The following is a 15,882-nucleotide window of genomic DNA, read 5'->3' on the forward strand; positions in this document are numbered from 1 at the left end:
CCAAACCATGAGCCAGCAAGTCATTATTTTCGATACGACCTTACGTGATGGCGAACAAGCGTTACAGGCAAGCCTGAGTGTCAAAGAGAAGCTGCAGATCGCTCTGGCCCTTGAGCGTATGGGGGTCGACGTAATGGAAGTCGGTTTCCCGGTCTCGTCCCCGGGCGATTTTGAATCGGTGCAAAGTATCGCGCGCACCATCAAAAACAGCCGTGTTTGCGCTCTGGCGCGCTGCGTTGAGAAAGATATTGATGTAGCAGCGGAATCCTTAAAGGTGGCTGAAGCTTTCCGCATCCATACCTTTATTGCGACCTCGCCGATGCATATCGCCACCAAACTGCGCAGCACGCTGGATGAAGTGATTGAGCGCGCGATCTATATGGTGAAGCGGGCGCGCAACTACACTGACGATGTCGAATTCTCCTGTGAAGACGCTGGCCGTACGCCGATTGCCGATCTGGCTCGCGTCGTCGAAGCGGCGATCAACGCTGGCGCCACCACCATTAATATCCCGGACACCGTCGGCTACACTATGCCGTTCGAATACGCCAACATTATCAGCGGCCTGTATGATCGCGTGCCGAATATCGACAAAGCGATTATTTCCGTCCACACCCATGATGATCTGGGCATCGCCGTCGGTAACGCCCTCGCCGCGGTCCACGCCGGTGCACGCCAGGTAGAAGGCGCGATGAACGGTATCGGCGAACGCGCCGGTAACTGCGCGCTGGAAGAGGTCATCATGGCGATCAAAGTGCGCAAAGACATCATGAACGTGCACACCAACATTAATCATCATGAAATCTGGCGCACCAGCCAGACCGTCAGCCAAATCTGCAATATGCCGATCCCGGCCAACAAAGCCATCGTCGGCACCGGCGCCTTCGCCCACTCCTCCGGCATCCACCAGGACGGCGTGCTGAAGAACCGCGAAAACTACGAAATCATGACCCCGGAATCCATCGGCCTGAACCAGGTACAGCTGAACCTGACCTCCCGCTCCGGCCGCGCGGCGGTGAAACACCGGATGGAAGAGATGGGTTACCAGGAGAGCGATTACAACCTGGATCATCTGTACGACGCCTTCCTGAAGCTGGCGGACAAAAAAGGCCAGGTCTTCGATTACGATCTGGAAGCGCTGGCGTTTATCAACAAGCAGCAGGAAGAGCCGGAGCATTTCCGTCTGGATTACTTCAACGTCCAGTCCGGCTCCAGCGATATCGCGACCGCCTCGATCAAGCTGGTCTGTGGGGATGAGATCAAAACCGAAGCCGCCAACGGCAATGGCCCGGTCGACGCCATCTACCAGGCCATTAATCGCGTCACCAATTACAACATTGAATTAGTGAAGTATGGCTTAAGTGCAAAAGGCCACGGCAAAGATGCCCTGGGCCAGGTGGATATCGTCGTTGACTACAACGGCCGCCGCTTCCACGGGGTGGGTCTGGCCACAGATATCGTTGAGTCGTCAGCAAAAGCCATGGTTCACGTGCTGAACAACATCTGGCGCGCCGCCGAAGTCGAAAAAGAATTGCAACGCAAAGCTCAGAATAAAGAGAACAATAAGGAAACCGTGTAATGTCGAAGAATTACCATATTGCCGTTTTGCCGGGTGATGGCATTGGCCCGGAAGTGATGAACCAGGCGATGAAAGTACTGGAAGCCGTGCGCCAACGTTTTGCCATGCACATTACCACCAGCCAGTATGACGTCGGTGGGGCGGCTATTGACCGTCAGGGGACTCCCCTGCCGCAGGCGACCGTCGCCGGATGCGAACAGGCGGATGCGATCCTGTTCGGCTCCGTTGGCGGCCCGAAATGGGAACACCTGCCGCCCGCCGAGCAGCCAGAGCGCGGTGCGCTGCTGCCGCTGCGTAAGCACTTCAAACTGTTCAGCAACCTGCGTCCGGCCAAACTGTATCAGGGGTTGGAGGAGTTCTGCCCGCTGCGCGCCGACATCGCTGCCAACGGCTTCGACATTCTCTGCGTTCGCGAACTGACCGGCGGCATCTACTTCGGCCAGCCAAAAGGCCGCGAAGGCAGCGGTCAGCATGAGAAAGCCTTTGATACCGAGGTGTATCACCGCTTTGAAATCGAACGTATCGCGCGCATCGCTTTTGAATCCGCTCGTAAGCGTCGTCACAAAGTGACCTCCATCGATAAGGCCAACGTCCTGCAGTCGTCCATTCTGTGGCGCGAAATCGTCACCGAGATCGGCAAGGAGTATCCGGACGTTGAGTTGGCGCATATGTATATCGATAACGCCACCATGCAACTGATTAAAGATCCGTCCCAGTTCGACGTGCTGCTGTGCTCCAACCTGTTTGGCGACATCCTCTCCGACGAGTGCGCGATGATCACCGGCTCGATGGGTATGCTGCCATCCGCCAGCCTCAACGAACAAGGTTTTGGCCTGTATGAGCCGGCGGGCGGTTCCGCACCGGATATCGCCGGCAAAAATATCGCTAACCCGATCGCGCAGATCCTCTCTCTGGCCCTGCTGCTGCGCTACAGCCTCGACGCTGACGAAGCGGCGACCGCCATTGAGAGCGCCATCAACCGTGCCTTAGAAGAAGGGGTTCGTACCGGCGACCTGGCGCGCGGTACGGCGGCGGTCAGTACTGATGAAATGGGCGATATTATTGCCCGCTATGTCGCAGAAGGGGTGTAATCATGGCGAAGACGTTATACGAAAAATTATTTGATGCGCACGTAGTGTATGAGGCGCAGAACGAAACCCCGCTGCTGTACATTGACCGCCATCTGGTGCACGAAGTGACCTCCCCGCAGGCGTTTGACGGCCTGCGCGCACATGGCCGCCAGGTGCGCCAGCCGGGTAAAACCTTCGCTACCATGGATCACAACGTCTCGACGCAGACCAAAGATATCAACGCGTCCGGCGAGATGGCCCGCATCCAGATGCAGGAGCTGATTAAGAACTGTAAAGAGTTTGGCGTTGAGCTGTATGACTTGAATCACCCATACCAGGGCATCGTCCACGTCATGGGCCCGGAACAGGGCGTCACCCTGCCAGGGATGACCATTGTTTGCGGTGACTCCCATACCGCCACCCACGGCGCGTTCGGGGCGCTGGCGTTCGGTATCGGCACCTCCGAAGTGGAGCATGTGCTGGCGACCCAGACCCTGAAACAGGGCCGCGCGAAGACCATGAAAATCGAAGTTCAAGGCAAAGCGGCGCCGGGCATTACCGCCAAAGATATCGTGCTGGCCATCATCGGTAAAACCGGTAGCGCCGGCGGCACCGGCCATGTGGTTGAGTTCTGCGGCGAAGCGATCCGCGATCTGAGCATGGAAGGGCGTATGACCCTGTGCAACATGGCGATCGAGATGGGTGCCAAAGCGGGCCTGGTCGCGCCAGACGAAACCACCTTCAATTATGTACGCGGCCGTCTGCACGCGCCGAAAGGCAAAGATTTTGACGATGCCGTCGCGTACTGGAAAACCCTGAAAACCGACGACGGCGCGACGTTTGATACCGTGGTGACGCTGCAGGCGGCAGAGATTGCCCCGCAGGTGACCTGGGGCACCAACCCGGGCCAGGTGATCTCAGTGACGGATAATATCCCCGATCCGGCGTCATTCAGCGATCCAGTGGAACGCGCCAGCGCCGAAAAAGCGCTGGCCTACATGGGCCTGAAATCCGGGATCCCGCTGACGGATGTGGCTATCGATAAAGTGTTTATCGGCTCCTGCACCAACTCGCGAATCGAAGATTTACGCGCCGCGGCGGAAATCGCTAAAGGGCGTAAAGTGGCGCCGGGTGTCCAGGCGCTGGTGGTGCCGGGTTCCGGTCCGGTGAAAGCGCAGGCGGAAGCGGAAGGCCTGGATAAGATTTTCATCGAAGCCGGCTTTGAGTGGCGCTTACCGGGTTGCTCGATGTGTCTGGCAATGAACAATGACCGCCTGAATCCGGGCGAGCGCTGTGCCTCCACCAGCAACCGTAATTTTGAAGGCCGTCAGGGCCGCGGCGGACGCACGCACCTGGTGAGCCCGGCAATGGCCGCAGCGGCAGCTGTTACCGGTCATTTCGCCGATATCCGTAATCTGAAGTAAGGAGACCATCATGGCAGAGAAATTTACCCAACATACCGGCCTGGTGGTTCCGCTGGATGCTGCAAACGTCGATACCGACGCGATTATTCCCAAGCAGTTTTTGCAGAAAGTGACCCGCACTGGCTTTGGCGCCCACCTGTTTAACGACTGGCGCTTTCTCGACGATAAAGGCCAGCAGCCGAACCCGGATTTTGTGCTGAATTTCCCGCAATACAAAGGGGCGTCAATCCTGCTGGCACGTGAAAACTTCGGCTGCGGCTCCTCGCGCGAGCACGCGCCGTGGGCGTTGACCGATTACGGCTTTAAGGTCGTTATTGCGCCAAGCTTTGCCGATATCTTTTACGGCAACAGCTTCAATAACCAGCTGCTGCCGGTAACCTTGAGCGACGAGCAGGTCGACGAGCTGTTCAAGCTGGTGCAGGCCAACCCGGGCATGACGTTTGAAGTGGATCTGGAAGCGCAGGTAGTTAAAGCTGGGGATAAAACCTACAGCTTTAAGATCGACGACTTCCGTCGCCACTGTATGCTCAACGGCCTGGATAGCATCGGCCTGACGCTGCAGCACGGAGAGGCGATTTCCGACTATGAACGCAAGCTGCCGGCGTTTATGAATTAACCTTCGGGCCCGGTCATTTGACCGGGCTTTTTATTTTATCGTGGCGGGAAATTGAGATCCCGCGCACAAAAAACAATATTCTCGCGCTGGTCGCCAGACCATTACGCTGACCTGCACTAAGAGATAAAGGCGAATCATTCCGCTTTCCTCCCCTTTCTCTGCGCTGTTTATGTATTATCCCTTCACTGCAAGTAAAAATAAGGTACGAGTGTTTAATATAAAAATATAAGAATGTGAAGGAAGCGTTAATCTCATAGAGAACCCCTATAGCTCAGAACAAAAAAAAGCATTATTTTTCGATTTTTCCCCTCGCTATCTTTTACCACAGAGAAATATTAACTAAGGACACGCCCGGGCCCCCGCATATCGGCCTCCCGGCCTCCTGTGGAGAGAAGAGATGAGCCACTACCCGCACCTTTTCAGTCCGTTGACCATCAACGGCATGACGCTTAAAAACCGCATTATCATGCCCCCTATGGGCACCAATATGGCCACGCTCAACGGCGAGGTCTCGCAGGAACAGCTTGAATACTACGAACTGCGGGCTAAAGGCGGCACCGGACTTATCACCATCGAAAATATCTGTATTGATTTTCCCTTCGCTTCCAATGGCACCACACAGCTGCGCATCGATAACGATCAATATATTCCGCGACTGTTTAAATTAACCGAAACCCTGCATAAACATGGCGCCTGCGTATCCATTCAGTTAAATCATGCTGGCGCTTCCGCTTATGCCTACCGCCTCGACGGTCAGACGCCGCTCTCCTCCTCCTCGACGCCCTCGAAAAAGAACGGAAATATTCCGCGCCCGATGACGCATGAGGAAATTTATCATGCCGTTGAAAAATTTGGTGATGCCGCGGAGCGCGTTCGTCGTGCGGGTTTTGACAGCGTCGAAATTCATGCCGGTCATTCCTATTTAATTAGCCAGTTTTTATCGCCGTTATTTAACAAACGCACCGATGAATTTGGCGGCAGCGTCGAAAACCGTACCCGGATATTAAGTCTGATTATCGATAAAGTGCGCGCCTGCGTGGGGCCGCGTTTTCCGGTCAGCCTGCGCATCAGCGCCGATGACTTCCTCAAAGGTGGCAATACCCTCGAAGATTCCCTGCGGATCCTTGAACTCTGCCAGGATAAGGTCGATATCATCAACGTCTCTGCGGCGCAGAATGACAACCTGAATCTGCAAATCGACCAGATGTCGCTGGAGGATGGCTGGAAGCGCTATCTTTCCCGCGCGGTGCGCGATAAATTCCATAAGCCCACGGTCATCGCCGGCAATATTCGCTCACCACAGGTGGCCGAGGATATTCTCGCCAGCGGCGATGCCGACCTTATTGCCATTGGCCGCGGCCTGATTGCCGAGCCGGAGTGGGTGCAGAAGGTGCAAGGCGGTAAAGAGCGCCTGATGCGCAAATGCATCTCCTGCAATATCGGTTGCGCTGACCATCGCATCGCCCGCTCGCGCCCGCTGCGCTGTTCGATTAACCCAGACATCATCCACGGCGATGCCTACAAAATGCGCCGCGTCAGTCGCGAAACGAACGTAGTAGTCATCGGCGCCGGCACCGCCGGGATGGAAGCCGCCTGCACCGCGGCGGAAGTCGGTTGCCATACCTGGCTGCTGGAGGCGAAAAACCACGTCGGCGGTCTCGCCAGCGATATCTCCCGTCTGCCAGAGAAAAAGCGCATCGCCGATTTCCCGCAGTTTATGAAAAATCGCATCGCCTCGCTGGACAACCTGATGCTGCAGGTCGGCAAACGTGCCGACGTGGCCTCAGTTTCCGCCCTGCATCCGCATCTGATTGTCAACGCCACCGGCTCAACGCCGCTGCTGCCGCCCATTGAAGGCTTGCGGGAAAACATTGATACCGCGGACGGCAAAGTCTTTTCCATTACCGGCATGATCGACAACCTGGCGAAATTTACCAATATCGAGGGTAAACGTATCGCCGTCGTCGGCGCAGGCGCCGTTGGCCTCGACGTTATCGAATACTTTACGGCACGCGGCGCACAGGCGGTATTAATCGAGATGCAGGACGCCGCCGGTCGCGACCTCGACATCATTACCAAAAATGCCATGTTGACCATGCTCGACGAGCACCAGGTCGAACAGCACATGAATACCCAACTGATGGCGGTCGCTGCTGACCATTTCCGGGTGAAAAATACACAGCAAACCTTCGATATCCCCTTTGACTATGGCTTTGTCTGCCTGGGGATGCGCGCCAACCGGACGGGTCTCGACGAGATCGAGCGCTGGGCCAATGCCAATAACGTCAAAATCATGAATATCGGCGACAGCCTGATGGCGCGGCGCATTATCGACGGCATCCGCGAAGGCCGCAACGTGCTGGATACCCTGGAAGACATGGGTGCGCTGGGCAGCCGCGAAGCACAACGAATTCCCTTTCTAACTTATTGAGGATTTTTGTCATGGCAGAACGTATTACTGGACACACTGAGCTGATTGGCCTGATCGCCACCCCGATTCGCCACAGCATGTCACCCACCATGCATAACGAGGCTTTCGCCCATCTCGGGCTGGACTATGTTTATCTGGCTTTTGAAGTCGGTAATCAGGAGCTGAAAGACGTTGTGCAGGGCTTCCGGGCAATGAAGCTGCGCGGCTTTAATGTCTCTATGCCGAACAAAACCGAAATTTGCCAGTATCTCGATAAACTGTCGCCGGCGGCGCAGCTGGTCGGGGCGGTCAACACCGTGGTCAACGACGATGGCGTACTGACCGGGCATATCACCGACGGCACCGGCTATATGCGCGCCCTTAGCGAAGCGGGTATCGATATCATCGGCAAGAAGATGACCGTGCTCGGCGCCGGCGGTGCGGCGACCGCGCTCTGCGTCCAGGCGGCACTGGATGGCGTGAAAGCAATCTCCATCTTTAACCGCCGCGATAAATTCTTCGCCAACGCCGAAGAAACGGTAGCTAAGATCCGCAACAACACCAACTGCGAGATCCATTTGTTCGATCTCGACGATCATGACAAGCTGCGCGCCGAAATCGACAGCAGCGTGATCCTGACCAATGCCACCGGCGTTGGCATGAAGCCGTTCGAAGGCCAAATGCTGCTGCCGAACGACAGCTTCCTGCGCCCGGATCTGATCGTCTCTGACGTCGTCTACAACCCGCGTAAAACCCACCTGCTGGAAGTGGCGGAGAAAAAAGGCTGCCGCACCCTGAACGGTCTGGGGATGATGCTGTGGCAAGGCGCGCGCGCGTTCGAAATCTGGACGGGTAAACAGATGCCGGTTGATTACATCAAGAGCATTCTGTTCTAAGAGGCGAATGATGAAAAATAAATACATCCCTACTGCGGCAGGGCTGTATCTCAACTACCTGATCCACGGCATGGGGGTGCTTTTAATCACCCTCAACATGGCCCATCTTCAGGAACAGTGGGGAACAGATGCTGCTGGCGTATCCATCGTTATCTCCTCGTTAGGTATCGGCAAGCTGGCGACCATTGTGACCGGCTTTTTGTCGGATCGCTTTGGCCGTAAGCCTTTTATTTATCTGGGGATCCTCAGCTATCTAATCTTCTTTGTCGGCATCCTGCTGACTAAAAATATCTATCTGGCCTACGTCTTCGGCATTATGGCGGGCCTGGCGAATAGCTTCCTCGACTCCGGAACCTATCCGGCGCTGATGGAGTCTTTCCCGCACTCCGCCAGCCGGGCCAACGTGCTGATCAAAGCCTTCGTTTCCGCCGGGCAGTTCCTGCTGCCGTTCATTATCAGCTTCCTGATCTGGGCGAATCTGTGGTTCGGCTATTCGTTCGTGATTGCAGCGGGGCTGTTTGTCCTGAGCGGTATCTACCTGCTCAAAATGCCGTTCCCTGATAGCCAGTCGGCGAAAAAAGAGGAAACCTCCACGGCGCAGGCGGAAGCAACTGCCCGGCCGCAGGCCAATAAACTGGATATGGTGGTCTTCACCCTGTACGGCTACATTGGCATGGCAACCTTCTATCTGGTCAGCCAGTGGCTGGCGCAGTACGGTCAGTTTGTGGTCGGCCTGCCCTATGCCTCGGCGATTAAACTGCTTAGCATCTATACCGTCGGTTCGCTGGTTTGCGTCTTCGTGACCGCCGCCTTCGTCAAAGAGGTGTTCAGCTCAGCCATCGCCATGATCATCTATACTGGCCTGTCGATGATTTCGCTGCTGCTGGTGTGCCTGTTCCCGACGCCGATGATGGTCACCGGCTTCGCCTTTGTCATCGGCTTTGCCGCCGCCGGCGGGGTACTGCAGCTGGGAGCAACCATCATGGCGATGAGTTTCCCGAACGGAAAAGGCAAGGCAACCGGGATCTTCTACACCGCCGGCAGTATCGCCAGCTTCACGATCCCGCTGATCACCGCAAAGCTTTCGCAGATCAGTATCGCCAGCATTATGTGGTTTGATCTTCTGATCGCCGTAATCGGCTTTGTGATCGCCCTGTACATCGGCTATCGTCAACTGCAGGCTCGGGCGGCACAAAAAGTGTCCCGCACCGCAGTCACCGCCTGAGGTTCAACGCGAACAATAATGGATACCTACATGACAAATGCAGTAACCGTAAAGAACATCACCTTTCAGGAAGGGGAAACCCTCATTTGTGTACCGCTGATCGGCAAAACCCTGGATGAGATACTGGGTAACGCCCACGGCCTGGTTGACGCCGGGGCCGATATTATCGAGTGGCGCGTTGACCACTTTACCCAGGTCAGAGAACTGACCCAGGTGATGACCGCGCTGGCGGAAATCCGTGGCGCGCTGAAAGCGCTCCCGCTGCTGTTCACCTTCCGCAGCAAAAAAGAAGGTGGCGAAACCGAGATCAGCGACGAAGCATATTTCACGCTCAATCGCGAAGCCGCGCGCAGCGGACTGGTTGATGTTATCGATATCGAGCTATTCAATGATGAAGCGCAGATCCGCGCGCTGGTTGACGATGCGCATGCCGCGGGCGTCAAGGTGATCATGAGTAACCATGATTTCCACAAGACCCCCGCTCAGGAAGATATTATCTATCGCCTGCGCCGCATGCAGGATCTGGGTGCCGACCTGCCGAAGATCGCGGTGATGCCGCAGTCGCCGCAGGACGTTCTGACCCTGCTCGCCGCCACGCTGACCATGAAAGAAAAATATGCGACTCGCCCGCTGATTACCATGTCGATGGGGAAATCCGGTGGCGTTAGCCGGGTGACCGGGCGCTTGTTCGGTTCGGCGATGACCTTCGGCACCGTAGGACAGGCTTCTGCGCCAGGACAGATCGCTATCGCTAAGCTACGTGAAGTGATGGATATTCTCTCCTGATACCCGGATGGCCCGGAGATCACCTCCGGGCCAATCGCTAACAGAGATTCTGGCTGTCGTGGATAACTACATTTTTAAATGACTGTAGCGCTGGGGAAAGTAGCCGATCTTTCATTGTCGCCAGATAGATGTAGCGTGGGGGGATGGTGTTTTTAATCTTCAGGATGTGAACGTTGTAATAGGAGAGCGCAGAGATCCGCGGCATAATCGCGATCCCATAGTCAATACTGACCAGCCCGGCCATCGCGGTATCCTCTTCCACGTAGCAGGCGATCTCCGGTACCAGCTTTTGCTGCATAAACACATTATCGATAAACGGACGTAAACCGCTATTCTCTGAAAAATAGATATAGGGATAATGAATCGTCTCTACCAGATCGACCTCATGTTCATACAAGCGGGCCAACGGATGATCCTTCGCCGTGACCACCACCAGCTCCTGCTGAATAACAGGAATAAAATCGATATCCGGCTCATCCGCAATATAAGAGCAAATCGCCAGATCGACTTTGCCAGCTTTCAGCTCCTGCAATAGGGTCAGCGATGTCCCCTGAGTAAAAGAAAAAGTAACGTTGTGACATTCAGGTGAAAGAGAATATTGATTAATTAACTGCGGAACAACATATTCGCCCATCGTGTAAATAAAGGCGATGCGAATATTCTCTTTATTCTCGGCGCCATTTTTTTGTAATGTCATCCGGCCATTCTCCAGCGAGGCCAGCGCATCTTCGACATACGGCAAAAAACGCTTGCCGTTTTGCGTAATTTTAACGTTCCGTCCCTGTCTGGCGAACAGCGCGACCCCTAACTCCTTCTCCAGCTCCGATATCGCATGGCTTAGCGAGGGCTGGGTGATGCACAGACTGGAGGCGGCTTCGGTGTAATGTTCGGTTTCAGACAGACGTTTAAAATAATAAAGTTGCTTTAGGTTCATTATTTTTGCCCGTATAATATAAGAATAAATGCACTGACGCTAATATACCATGCAAGCCACCAATAATGTGCGGGAGCGGGTAAATATCGGCGTTACATCAAATATTCTTTTGTGAAGCGTATGAATGTGCAACAAAGGGTTGCCATTCATAGATACTATCTATAGTTCCTGGAGATGTTTTTGCATGTGCGAATATATGCAAAAATATTTTAAACTTTAAAGGAACTCGCTATGAGTATGTCAAACTCTCAGGAAGTCCTCACTTCCTCATCGGGGACGAAAAAAAGAAGCCGCGTTCGGATAGTTATTTTACTGCTGTTGTCCGTCGGAACGATGATCAATTATCTCGATCGCACCATCCTGGGTATTGTCGCCCCACAATTAACCCAGGAAATTCATATCGATCCAGCGATGATGGGCATCATTTTCTCCGCCTTTGCCTGGACCTATGCGCTGGCGCAGATCCCTGGCGGGGTATTTTTAGACCGTTTTGGTAACAAGCTCACTTATGCCCTGTCTATTTTCTTCTGGTCGCTGTTTACTCTGCTGCAAAGTTTTACCCTCGGGCTGAAAACCCTGCTCCTCCTGCGCCTGGGGCTTGGCGTCAGCGAAGCGCCCTGCTTTCCGGCCAACAGCCGCATCGTCAGCACCTGGTTTCCCCAGCATGAGCGCGCGCGGGCGACGGCAACATATACAGTTGGCGAATATATAGGGCTGGCCGCTTTCTCGCCGCTGTTATTTCTAATCCTCGAACACCATGGCTGGAGAACGCTGTTTTTTCTCACCGGCGGATTAGGTATTTTATTTACGTTGGTATGGTGGCGTTTTTATCACGAACCGCATGAATCACGCACGGCTAATAAAGCAGAGCTGGATTACATCGGCGCAAACAACATTAACAATAAAATCCAGAACGTTCCATTTAACTGGCGTGACGCCAGGCGTCTGCTGGGCTGTCGTCAGATCGTAGGCGCCAGTCTGGGTCAGTTCGCCGGGAACACTACGCTGGTGTTTTTCCTGACGTGGTTTCCCAGCTATCTTGCCAATGAGCGCCATCTTCCCTGGCTTCACGTCGGATTCTTCGCCACCTGGCCCTTCCTCGCCGCCGCAATCGGCATCCTCTTCGGCGGCTGGCTCTCGGACCGGTTGCTGAAGCGAACCGGCTCCGTCAACATCAGTCGAAAGTTACCAATAATTTCCGGTTTATTGTTGTCCAGCTGTATTATTGCGGCGAACTGGGTAAGCGCTAACAGCACCGTTATCATTATTATGTCGGTGGCGTTTTTTGGCCAGGGAATGGTCGGTCTGGGCTGGACATTAATTTCTGATATTGCCCCGGAAAATATGGCAGGCCTCACCGGCGGCATATTTAATTTCTGTGCCAATATGGCATCCATTATTGCGCCACTGATAATTGGCGTGATTATTTCCGCAACGGGTAATTTCTTTTACGCACTGATCTACGTCGGCCTGACGGCGCTGATCGGCGTGATTGCCTACATTTTTATCATCGGCGATATCAAGCGTATCGTCCTGGAGTAGTCAGCTTGCCCCGGCGACGCTGTACGCCGGGGCAAGGCGGTTTGTCAGATATCCTTCACCTTGCTGGTCAAAAACAGCGTCACCAGCGAAATCGCGGCGATCGTCCAGTAGACGCTGGCGTGGCCATAACTTTGCGACAGCGCCCCCTGCATCACCCCGGCGAGGATCACGCCGGTGGAAATACTGTTGGTGAACAGGGTGGTCGCTGCCCCCGCCCGGCCCGGCATTAAATCCTGGAACCACAGCATCCCGATCCCGGCGATAATACCGATAAAGACCGCGTTAAACAGCTGCAGGGCCAGCAGCGCCGTACGCTCATGAAACAGAATCAACCCGGCATAAAACAGCACACCGGCCGCGACCGCCGCCACCATCATTTTCCGTTTGCCAAAGCGCTTCACGTAGTAACCGGCGAGGATCATCGCCGGTATCTCCAGTCCGGCGGCAGTGCCCATCAGGATCCCGGCCAGGCTATCGGGAAGGCCGAGATCGCTACTGATCCACAGCGGCATATCAATGATATACATCGTGTTGCAGGTCCACATCAGCGTGGAGGCGATAAACAGCATGCGTACGTTCTTATCCTGCCAGCCGCCGGCCTGCACCAGCGCCGCCGCCTCTTCCGAAGGCTGTTCCACCCGCGGGACCGAGGGCAGTTTGATGGCAATCAGCGCCAGACTAATCACAAAGATGCCCGCCGCAATGGAAAACATGGTGGTAAAGCCATAATTGAGGGCCAGCATAAAGGCCAGAGGCGGGCCAATCACCCACGCCAGCGACAGCTGGGCGCGCATGATCGAGCTGAACATCACCACTTCCCGCGCTGAGCTGTCGGCATACTCCCGCGCCAGGGCGAAGAGCTGCGGCATCGCGGCATTGGCGATGGACGCCAGCATCACGCCGCAGGTAATTAGCGTCAGGTAGTGACGATTGAAGGCAAACAGCAGCGCATTGCCCACCGCCATCAGGCAGCAGAGCATAATTAACCGCCGCCGATCGCCGCGGCTATCGGAGCGCTTAGCCAACGCCAGACTCACCAGAATCCCGACAATAGCATTCACGGTGTAGAACAGGCCCACCCAGAACGGCTGCGCCCCTACTTCGCGGCTGAGAAACAAACTCAACGTCGGCGCCTGCAACGCGCCCGCCACGCCCATCATAAAAGCAACCAGCATAAAGGCGGCATAGACGCCGTTTAGCCGTCGCCCCATCGTCATCAACCACAGCATGAAATGTCCTTAACACACGCGAAGTAAACGAAAAAAGCCAGCAGAGGATTTCTGCTGGCGGGTGATTCTATACTCTATGGGTTTCATGTTGCAGGACAAAACGGTTAACCGTTTTGCACAGCGCTTGCGCTGGCCCTGAAAGGGTGAGCGTGGCCAAAACGTTAGGCCCTGAGCGCATCGACAGCGAAACGAGCGGTCGCGGCCAACGCCCCTGCAGCGTGAAAAACGACGAGTATAACACCAATACTCAGTCACACATGATGTCTGCAAGTCAATGATCAGAGGCCTTTGACGTCACTCCCCACTGCATCAGTTCTCCCAGGATTTCCTGTTGTCGTCCTGCCATCAGGCGGGCCAGCCAGGACGCATCCTGCGTCGCAGAAAAATAGCGCTGGTAGAACGATTTTGCGGTAGACCTCATCATATTCACCTCCTCGCTTCATCGGGATTCATTATTGGCTTAATATGGGGAGTAATAAATTGCTGAGTTTTGCGCAGGAGTTCCCCTTTTATGTCTTCCAGCCGTCTGCAACAACAGTTCATCCGCTTATGGCAGTGCTGCGACGGCAAGTCGCAGGAGACCACCCTCAACGAGCTGGCGGAAATGCTGAGCTGCTCGCGCCGTCATATGCGCACCTTGCTCAATATGATGGAGTCCCGCGGTTGGTTGGCCTGGGAGGCGGAGGCAGGCCGCGGCAAGCGTTCGCGGCTGACCTTTCTCTATACCGGTCTCGCCCTGCAGCAGCAGCGTGCCGAAGATCTCCTCGAGCAGGATCGCATCGATCAGTTGGTGCAGCTGGTCGGCGATAAGGCCGCCGTCCGCCAGATGCTGATCTCTCATCTTGGCCGCAGCTTTCGCCAGGGGCGGCATATCCTGCGCGTGCTTTACTACCGTCCGATGAAGAATTTACTGCCCGGCAGCGCGCTGCGGCGTTCGGAAACGCATATTGCCCGGCAAATATTCAGCGCCCTGACGCGGGTAAATGAGGAAAATGGGGAACTGGAAGCCGATATTGCCCACCACTGGCAGCAACTGACCCCCACCCACTGGCGCTTTTTCCTCCGCCCGGGCATCCATTTTCACCATGGCCGTGAGCTGGAGATGGAGGATGTAATCGCCTCTCTGCAGCGCAGCAATGCCCTGCCGCTCTATTCACATATCGAACGCATCGAATCGCCCACCGCCTGGACCCTGGATATTCATCTGCGCCAGCCCGACCGCTGGCTGCCCTGGCTGCTGGGTCAGGTGCCGGCGATGGTGCTGCCGCAGGAGTGGCAGACCATGAACCACTTTTCCTCCATGCCGGTCGGCACCGGCCCTTATGCCGTGGTGCGTAACAATCAGAACCAGCTCAAGATCCATGCCTTTGAAGACTATTTTGGCTACCGGGCGCTGATCGATGAGGTGAACGTCTGGGTGCTGCCGGAAATTAGTGAAGAGCCCAATGGGGGCCTGACGCTGCAGGGCAATACCGAAAGCGAAAAAGCGGTGGAGAGTCGCCTGGAAGAGGGCTGCTATTACCTGCTGTTCGACTCGCGAAGCCCGCTGGGGGCCAACGACGCGGTGCGTCGCTGGTTAAGCTATCTGTTTCAGCCCGCCAACCTGCTCTACCATGCGGGCGAACACTACCAGGGCAACTGGTTTCCCGCCTACGGCCTGCTGCCGCGCTGGCATCACGCCAGTAACCACGCCTGCGAGAAGCCTGCGGGGCTGGAGACCGTCACCCTCACCTATTACCGCGATCATGTCGAACACCGGGTGATCGGCGGGATTATGCGTGACCTGCTGGCAGCGCATCAGGTGAAGCTGGAGATCCAGGAGCTGGAGTATGATGCCTGGCATCGCGGCGAGGTGGTCAGCGATATCTGGCTCAACAGCGTTAACTTCACCTTGCCGATCGAATTCTCACTCTTCGCCTATCTGTACGAAGTCCCGCTCATTCAGCGCTGCATCCCCATTGACTGGCAGGCAGACGCTTGCAACTGGCGCGCGGGAGAGTTTAATCCGGCCACCTGGAGCCAGCGACTGCTGGCCGGGCAACATATCGTGCCGCTGATCCACCACTGGCTGATGATTCAGGGGCAGCGCAGTATGCGCGGCGTACGGATGAACACCCTCGGCTGGTTCGACTTTAAATCCGCGTGGTTTGCGCCGCCGGAGCCGTAAGCGC

The 15,882-nt window shown here is 55.6% G+C and carries 13 protein-coding genes; 10 read left to right on the forward strand and 3 right to left on the reverse strand.

Annotation, left to right across the window (positions count from 1 at the left end; genetic code table 11):
- Positions 1-7 precede the first annotated feature (7 nt).
- From leuA to aroD, 8 genes are all read left to right on the forward strand, one after another.
- Positions 8-1,579, forward strand: a complete 1,572-nt coding sequence (gene leuA, locus CWM61_RS17670; protein ID WP_061155771.1) for a 2-isopropylmalate synthase — start codon at positions 8-10, stop codon at positions 1,577-1,579.
- Positions 1,579-2,670 (forward strand): 3-isopropylmalate dehydrogenase, encoded by a 1,092-nt coding sequence (gene leuB / locus CWM61_RS17675; RefSeq protein ID WP_008807444.1) that lies wholly within the window; start codon positions 1,579-1,581, stop codon positions 2,668-2,670. The genes leuA and leuB overlap by 1 nt, the downstream gene beginning before the upstream one ends.
- A 2-nt stretch (positions 2,671-2,672) precedes the next feature.
- Complete coding sequence (gene leuC, locus CWM61_RS17680; RefSeq protein ID WP_061155772.1) at positions 2,673-4,073, forward strand: 3-isopropylmalate dehydratase large subunit; 1,401 nt, start codon at positions 2,673-2,675, stop codon at positions 4,071-4,073.
- Positions 4,074-4,083: 10 nt separating this feature from the next.
- Positions 4,084-4,689 carry a 3-isopropylmalate dehydratase small subunit gene (gene leuD, locus CWM61_RS17685; protein ID WP_008807446.1) on the forward strand — a complete coding sequence of 202 codons (606 nt, stop codon included), beginning with the start codon at positions 4,084-4,086 and terminating at the stop codon, positions 4,687-4,689.
- A gap of 397 nt (positions 4,690-5,086) precedes the next feature.
- Positions 5,087-7,120, forward strand: coding sequence for an FAD-dependent oxidoreductase (locus CWM61_RS17690; RefSeq protein WP_074386870.1), 2,034 nt, complete (start codon positions 5,087-5,089; stop codon positions 7,118-7,120).
- 11 nt (positions 7,121-7,131) lie between these two features.
- The gene (locus tag CWM61_RS17695; RefSeq protein ID WP_008807448.1) at positions 7,132-7,995 is read left to right on the forward strand and encodes a shikimate dehydrogenase; all 864 of its coding nucleotides are present in this window, start codon (positions 7,132-7,134) and stop codon (positions 7,993-7,995) included.
- A gap of 10 nt (positions 7,996-8,005) precedes the next feature.
- The gene (locus CWM61_RS17700) at positions 8,006-9,220 is read left to right on the forward strand and encodes an MFS transporter (RefSeq protein ID WP_074386871.1); all 1,215 of its coding nucleotides are present in this window, start codon (positions 8,006-8,008) and stop codon (positions 9,218-9,220) included.
- Positions 9,221-9,250: 30 nt separating this feature from the next.
- Positions 9,251-10,006 (forward strand): type I 3-dehydroquinate dehydratase, encoded by a 756-nt coding sequence (aroD, locus tag CWM61_RS17705; RefSeq protein ID WP_074386872.1) that lies wholly within the window; start codon positions 9,251-9,253, stop codon positions 10,004-10,006.
- Positions 10,007-10,043: 37 nt separating this feature from the next.
- On the opposite strand, the gene CWM61_RS17710 is transcribed toward aroD, so the two are convergent.
- Positions 10,044-10,940 (reverse strand): LysR family transcriptional regulator, encoded by an 897-nt coding sequence (locus CWM61_RS17710; RefSeq protein ID WP_100631626.1) that lies wholly within the window; start codon positions 10,938-10,940, stop codon positions 10,044-10,046.
- A gap of 231 nt (positions 10,941-11,171) precedes the next feature.
- Here CWM61_RS17710 and CWM61_RS17715 point away from each other — a divergent pair, with 231 nt between their 5' ends.
- Positions 11,172-12,482, forward strand: a complete 1,311-nt coding sequence (locus CWM61_RS17715) for an MFS transporter (RefSeq protein ID WP_100631627.1) — start codon at positions 11,172-11,174, stop codon at positions 12,480-12,482.
- 44 nt (positions 12,483-12,526) lie between these two features.
- On the opposite strand, the gene CWM61_RS17720 is transcribed toward CWM61_RS17715, so the two are convergent.
- Positions 12,527-13,711 carry a sugar efflux transporter gene (locus CWM61_RS17720; RefSeq protein WP_100631628.1) on the reverse strand — a complete coding sequence of 395 codons (1,185 nt, stop codon included), beginning with the start codon at positions 13,709-13,711 and terminating at the stop codon, positions 12,527-12,529.
- Positions 13,712-13,982: 271 nt separating this feature from the next.
- On the reverse strand, positions 13,983-14,135 hold the full coding sequence (gene sgrT, locus CWM61_RS17730; protein WP_012542866.1) for a glucose uptake inhibitor SgrT: 153 nt from the start codon (positions 14,133-14,135) through the stop codon (positions 13,983-13,985).
- A gap of 87 nt (positions 14,136-14,222) precedes the next feature.
- Between sgrT and sgrR the strand changes: the two genes are divergently transcribed.
- Positions 14,223-15,878, forward strand: a complete 1,656-nt coding sequence (gene sgrR, locus CWM61_RS17735; RefSeq protein WP_100631629.1) for an HTH-type transcriptional regulator SgrR — start codon at positions 14,223-14,225, stop codon at positions 15,876-15,878.
- The last annotated feature ends 4 nt before the right edge of the window (positions 15,879-15,882 follow it).

The sequence above is a fragment of the Klebsiella sp. K-Nf6 genome (genome assembly GCF_002806655.1).
In the GTDB taxonomy this organism is placed as follows: Bacteria; Pseudomonadota; Gammaproteobacteria; order Enterobacterales; family Enterobacteriaceae; genus Klebsiella; species Klebsiella variicola.

What these genes read in the sequence shown, in the direction of transcription:
- sgrT (WP_012542866.1), bottom strand. Translation starts at nt 14,135, where the DNA reads ATGATGAGGTCTACCGCAAAATCGTTCTACCAGCGCTATTTTTCTGCG.
- aroD (WP_074386872.1), top strand. Translation starts at nt 9,251, where the DNA reads ATGACAAATGCAGTAACCGTAAAGAACATCACCTTTCAGGAAGGGGAA.
- leuA (WP_061155771.1), top strand. Translation starts at nt 8, where the DNA reads ATGAGCCAGCAAGTCATTATTTTCGATACGACCTTACGTGATGGCGAA.
- CWM61_RS17700 (WP_074386871.1), top strand. Translation starts at nt 8,006, where the DNA reads ATGAAAAATAAATACATCCCTACTGCGGCAGGGCTGTATCTCAACTAC.
- CWM61_RS17720 (WP_100631628.1), bottom strand. Translation starts at nt 13,711, where the DNA reads ATGCTGTGGTTGATGACGATGGGGCGACGGCTAAACGGCGTCTATGCC.
- CWM61_RS17715 (WP_100631627.1), top strand. Translation starts at nt 11,172, where the DNA reads ATGAGTATGTCAAACTCTCAGGAAGTCCTCACTTCCTCATCGGGGACG.
- leuD (WP_008807446.1), top strand. Translation starts at nt 4,084, where the DNA reads ATGGCAGAGAAATTTACCCAACATACCGGCCTGGTGGTTCCGCTGGAT.
- sgrR (WP_100631629.1), top strand. Translation starts at nt 14,223, where the DNA reads ATGTCTTCCAGCCGTCTGCAACAACAGTTCATCCGCTTATGGCAGTGC.
- leuB (WP_008807444.1), top strand. Translation starts at nt 1,579, where the DNA reads ATGTCGAAGAATTACCATATTGCCGTTTTGCCGGGTGATGGCATTGGC.
- CWM61_RS17690 (WP_074386870.1), top strand. Translation starts at nt 5,087, where the DNA reads ATGAGCCACTACCCGCACCTTTTCAGTCCGTTGACCATCAACGGCATG.
- CWM61_RS17710 (WP_100631626.1), bottom strand. Translation starts at nt 10,940, where the DNA reads ATGAACCTAAAGCAACTTTATTATTTTAAACGTCTGTCTGAAACCGAA.
- CWM61_RS17695 (WP_008807448.1), top strand. Translation starts at nt 7,132, where the DNA reads ATGGCAGAACGTATTACTGGACACACTGAGCTGATTGGCCTGATCGCC.
- leuC (WP_061155772.1), top strand. Translation starts at nt 2,673, where the DNA reads ATGGCGAAGACGTTATACGAAAAATTATTTGATGCGCACGTAGTGTAT.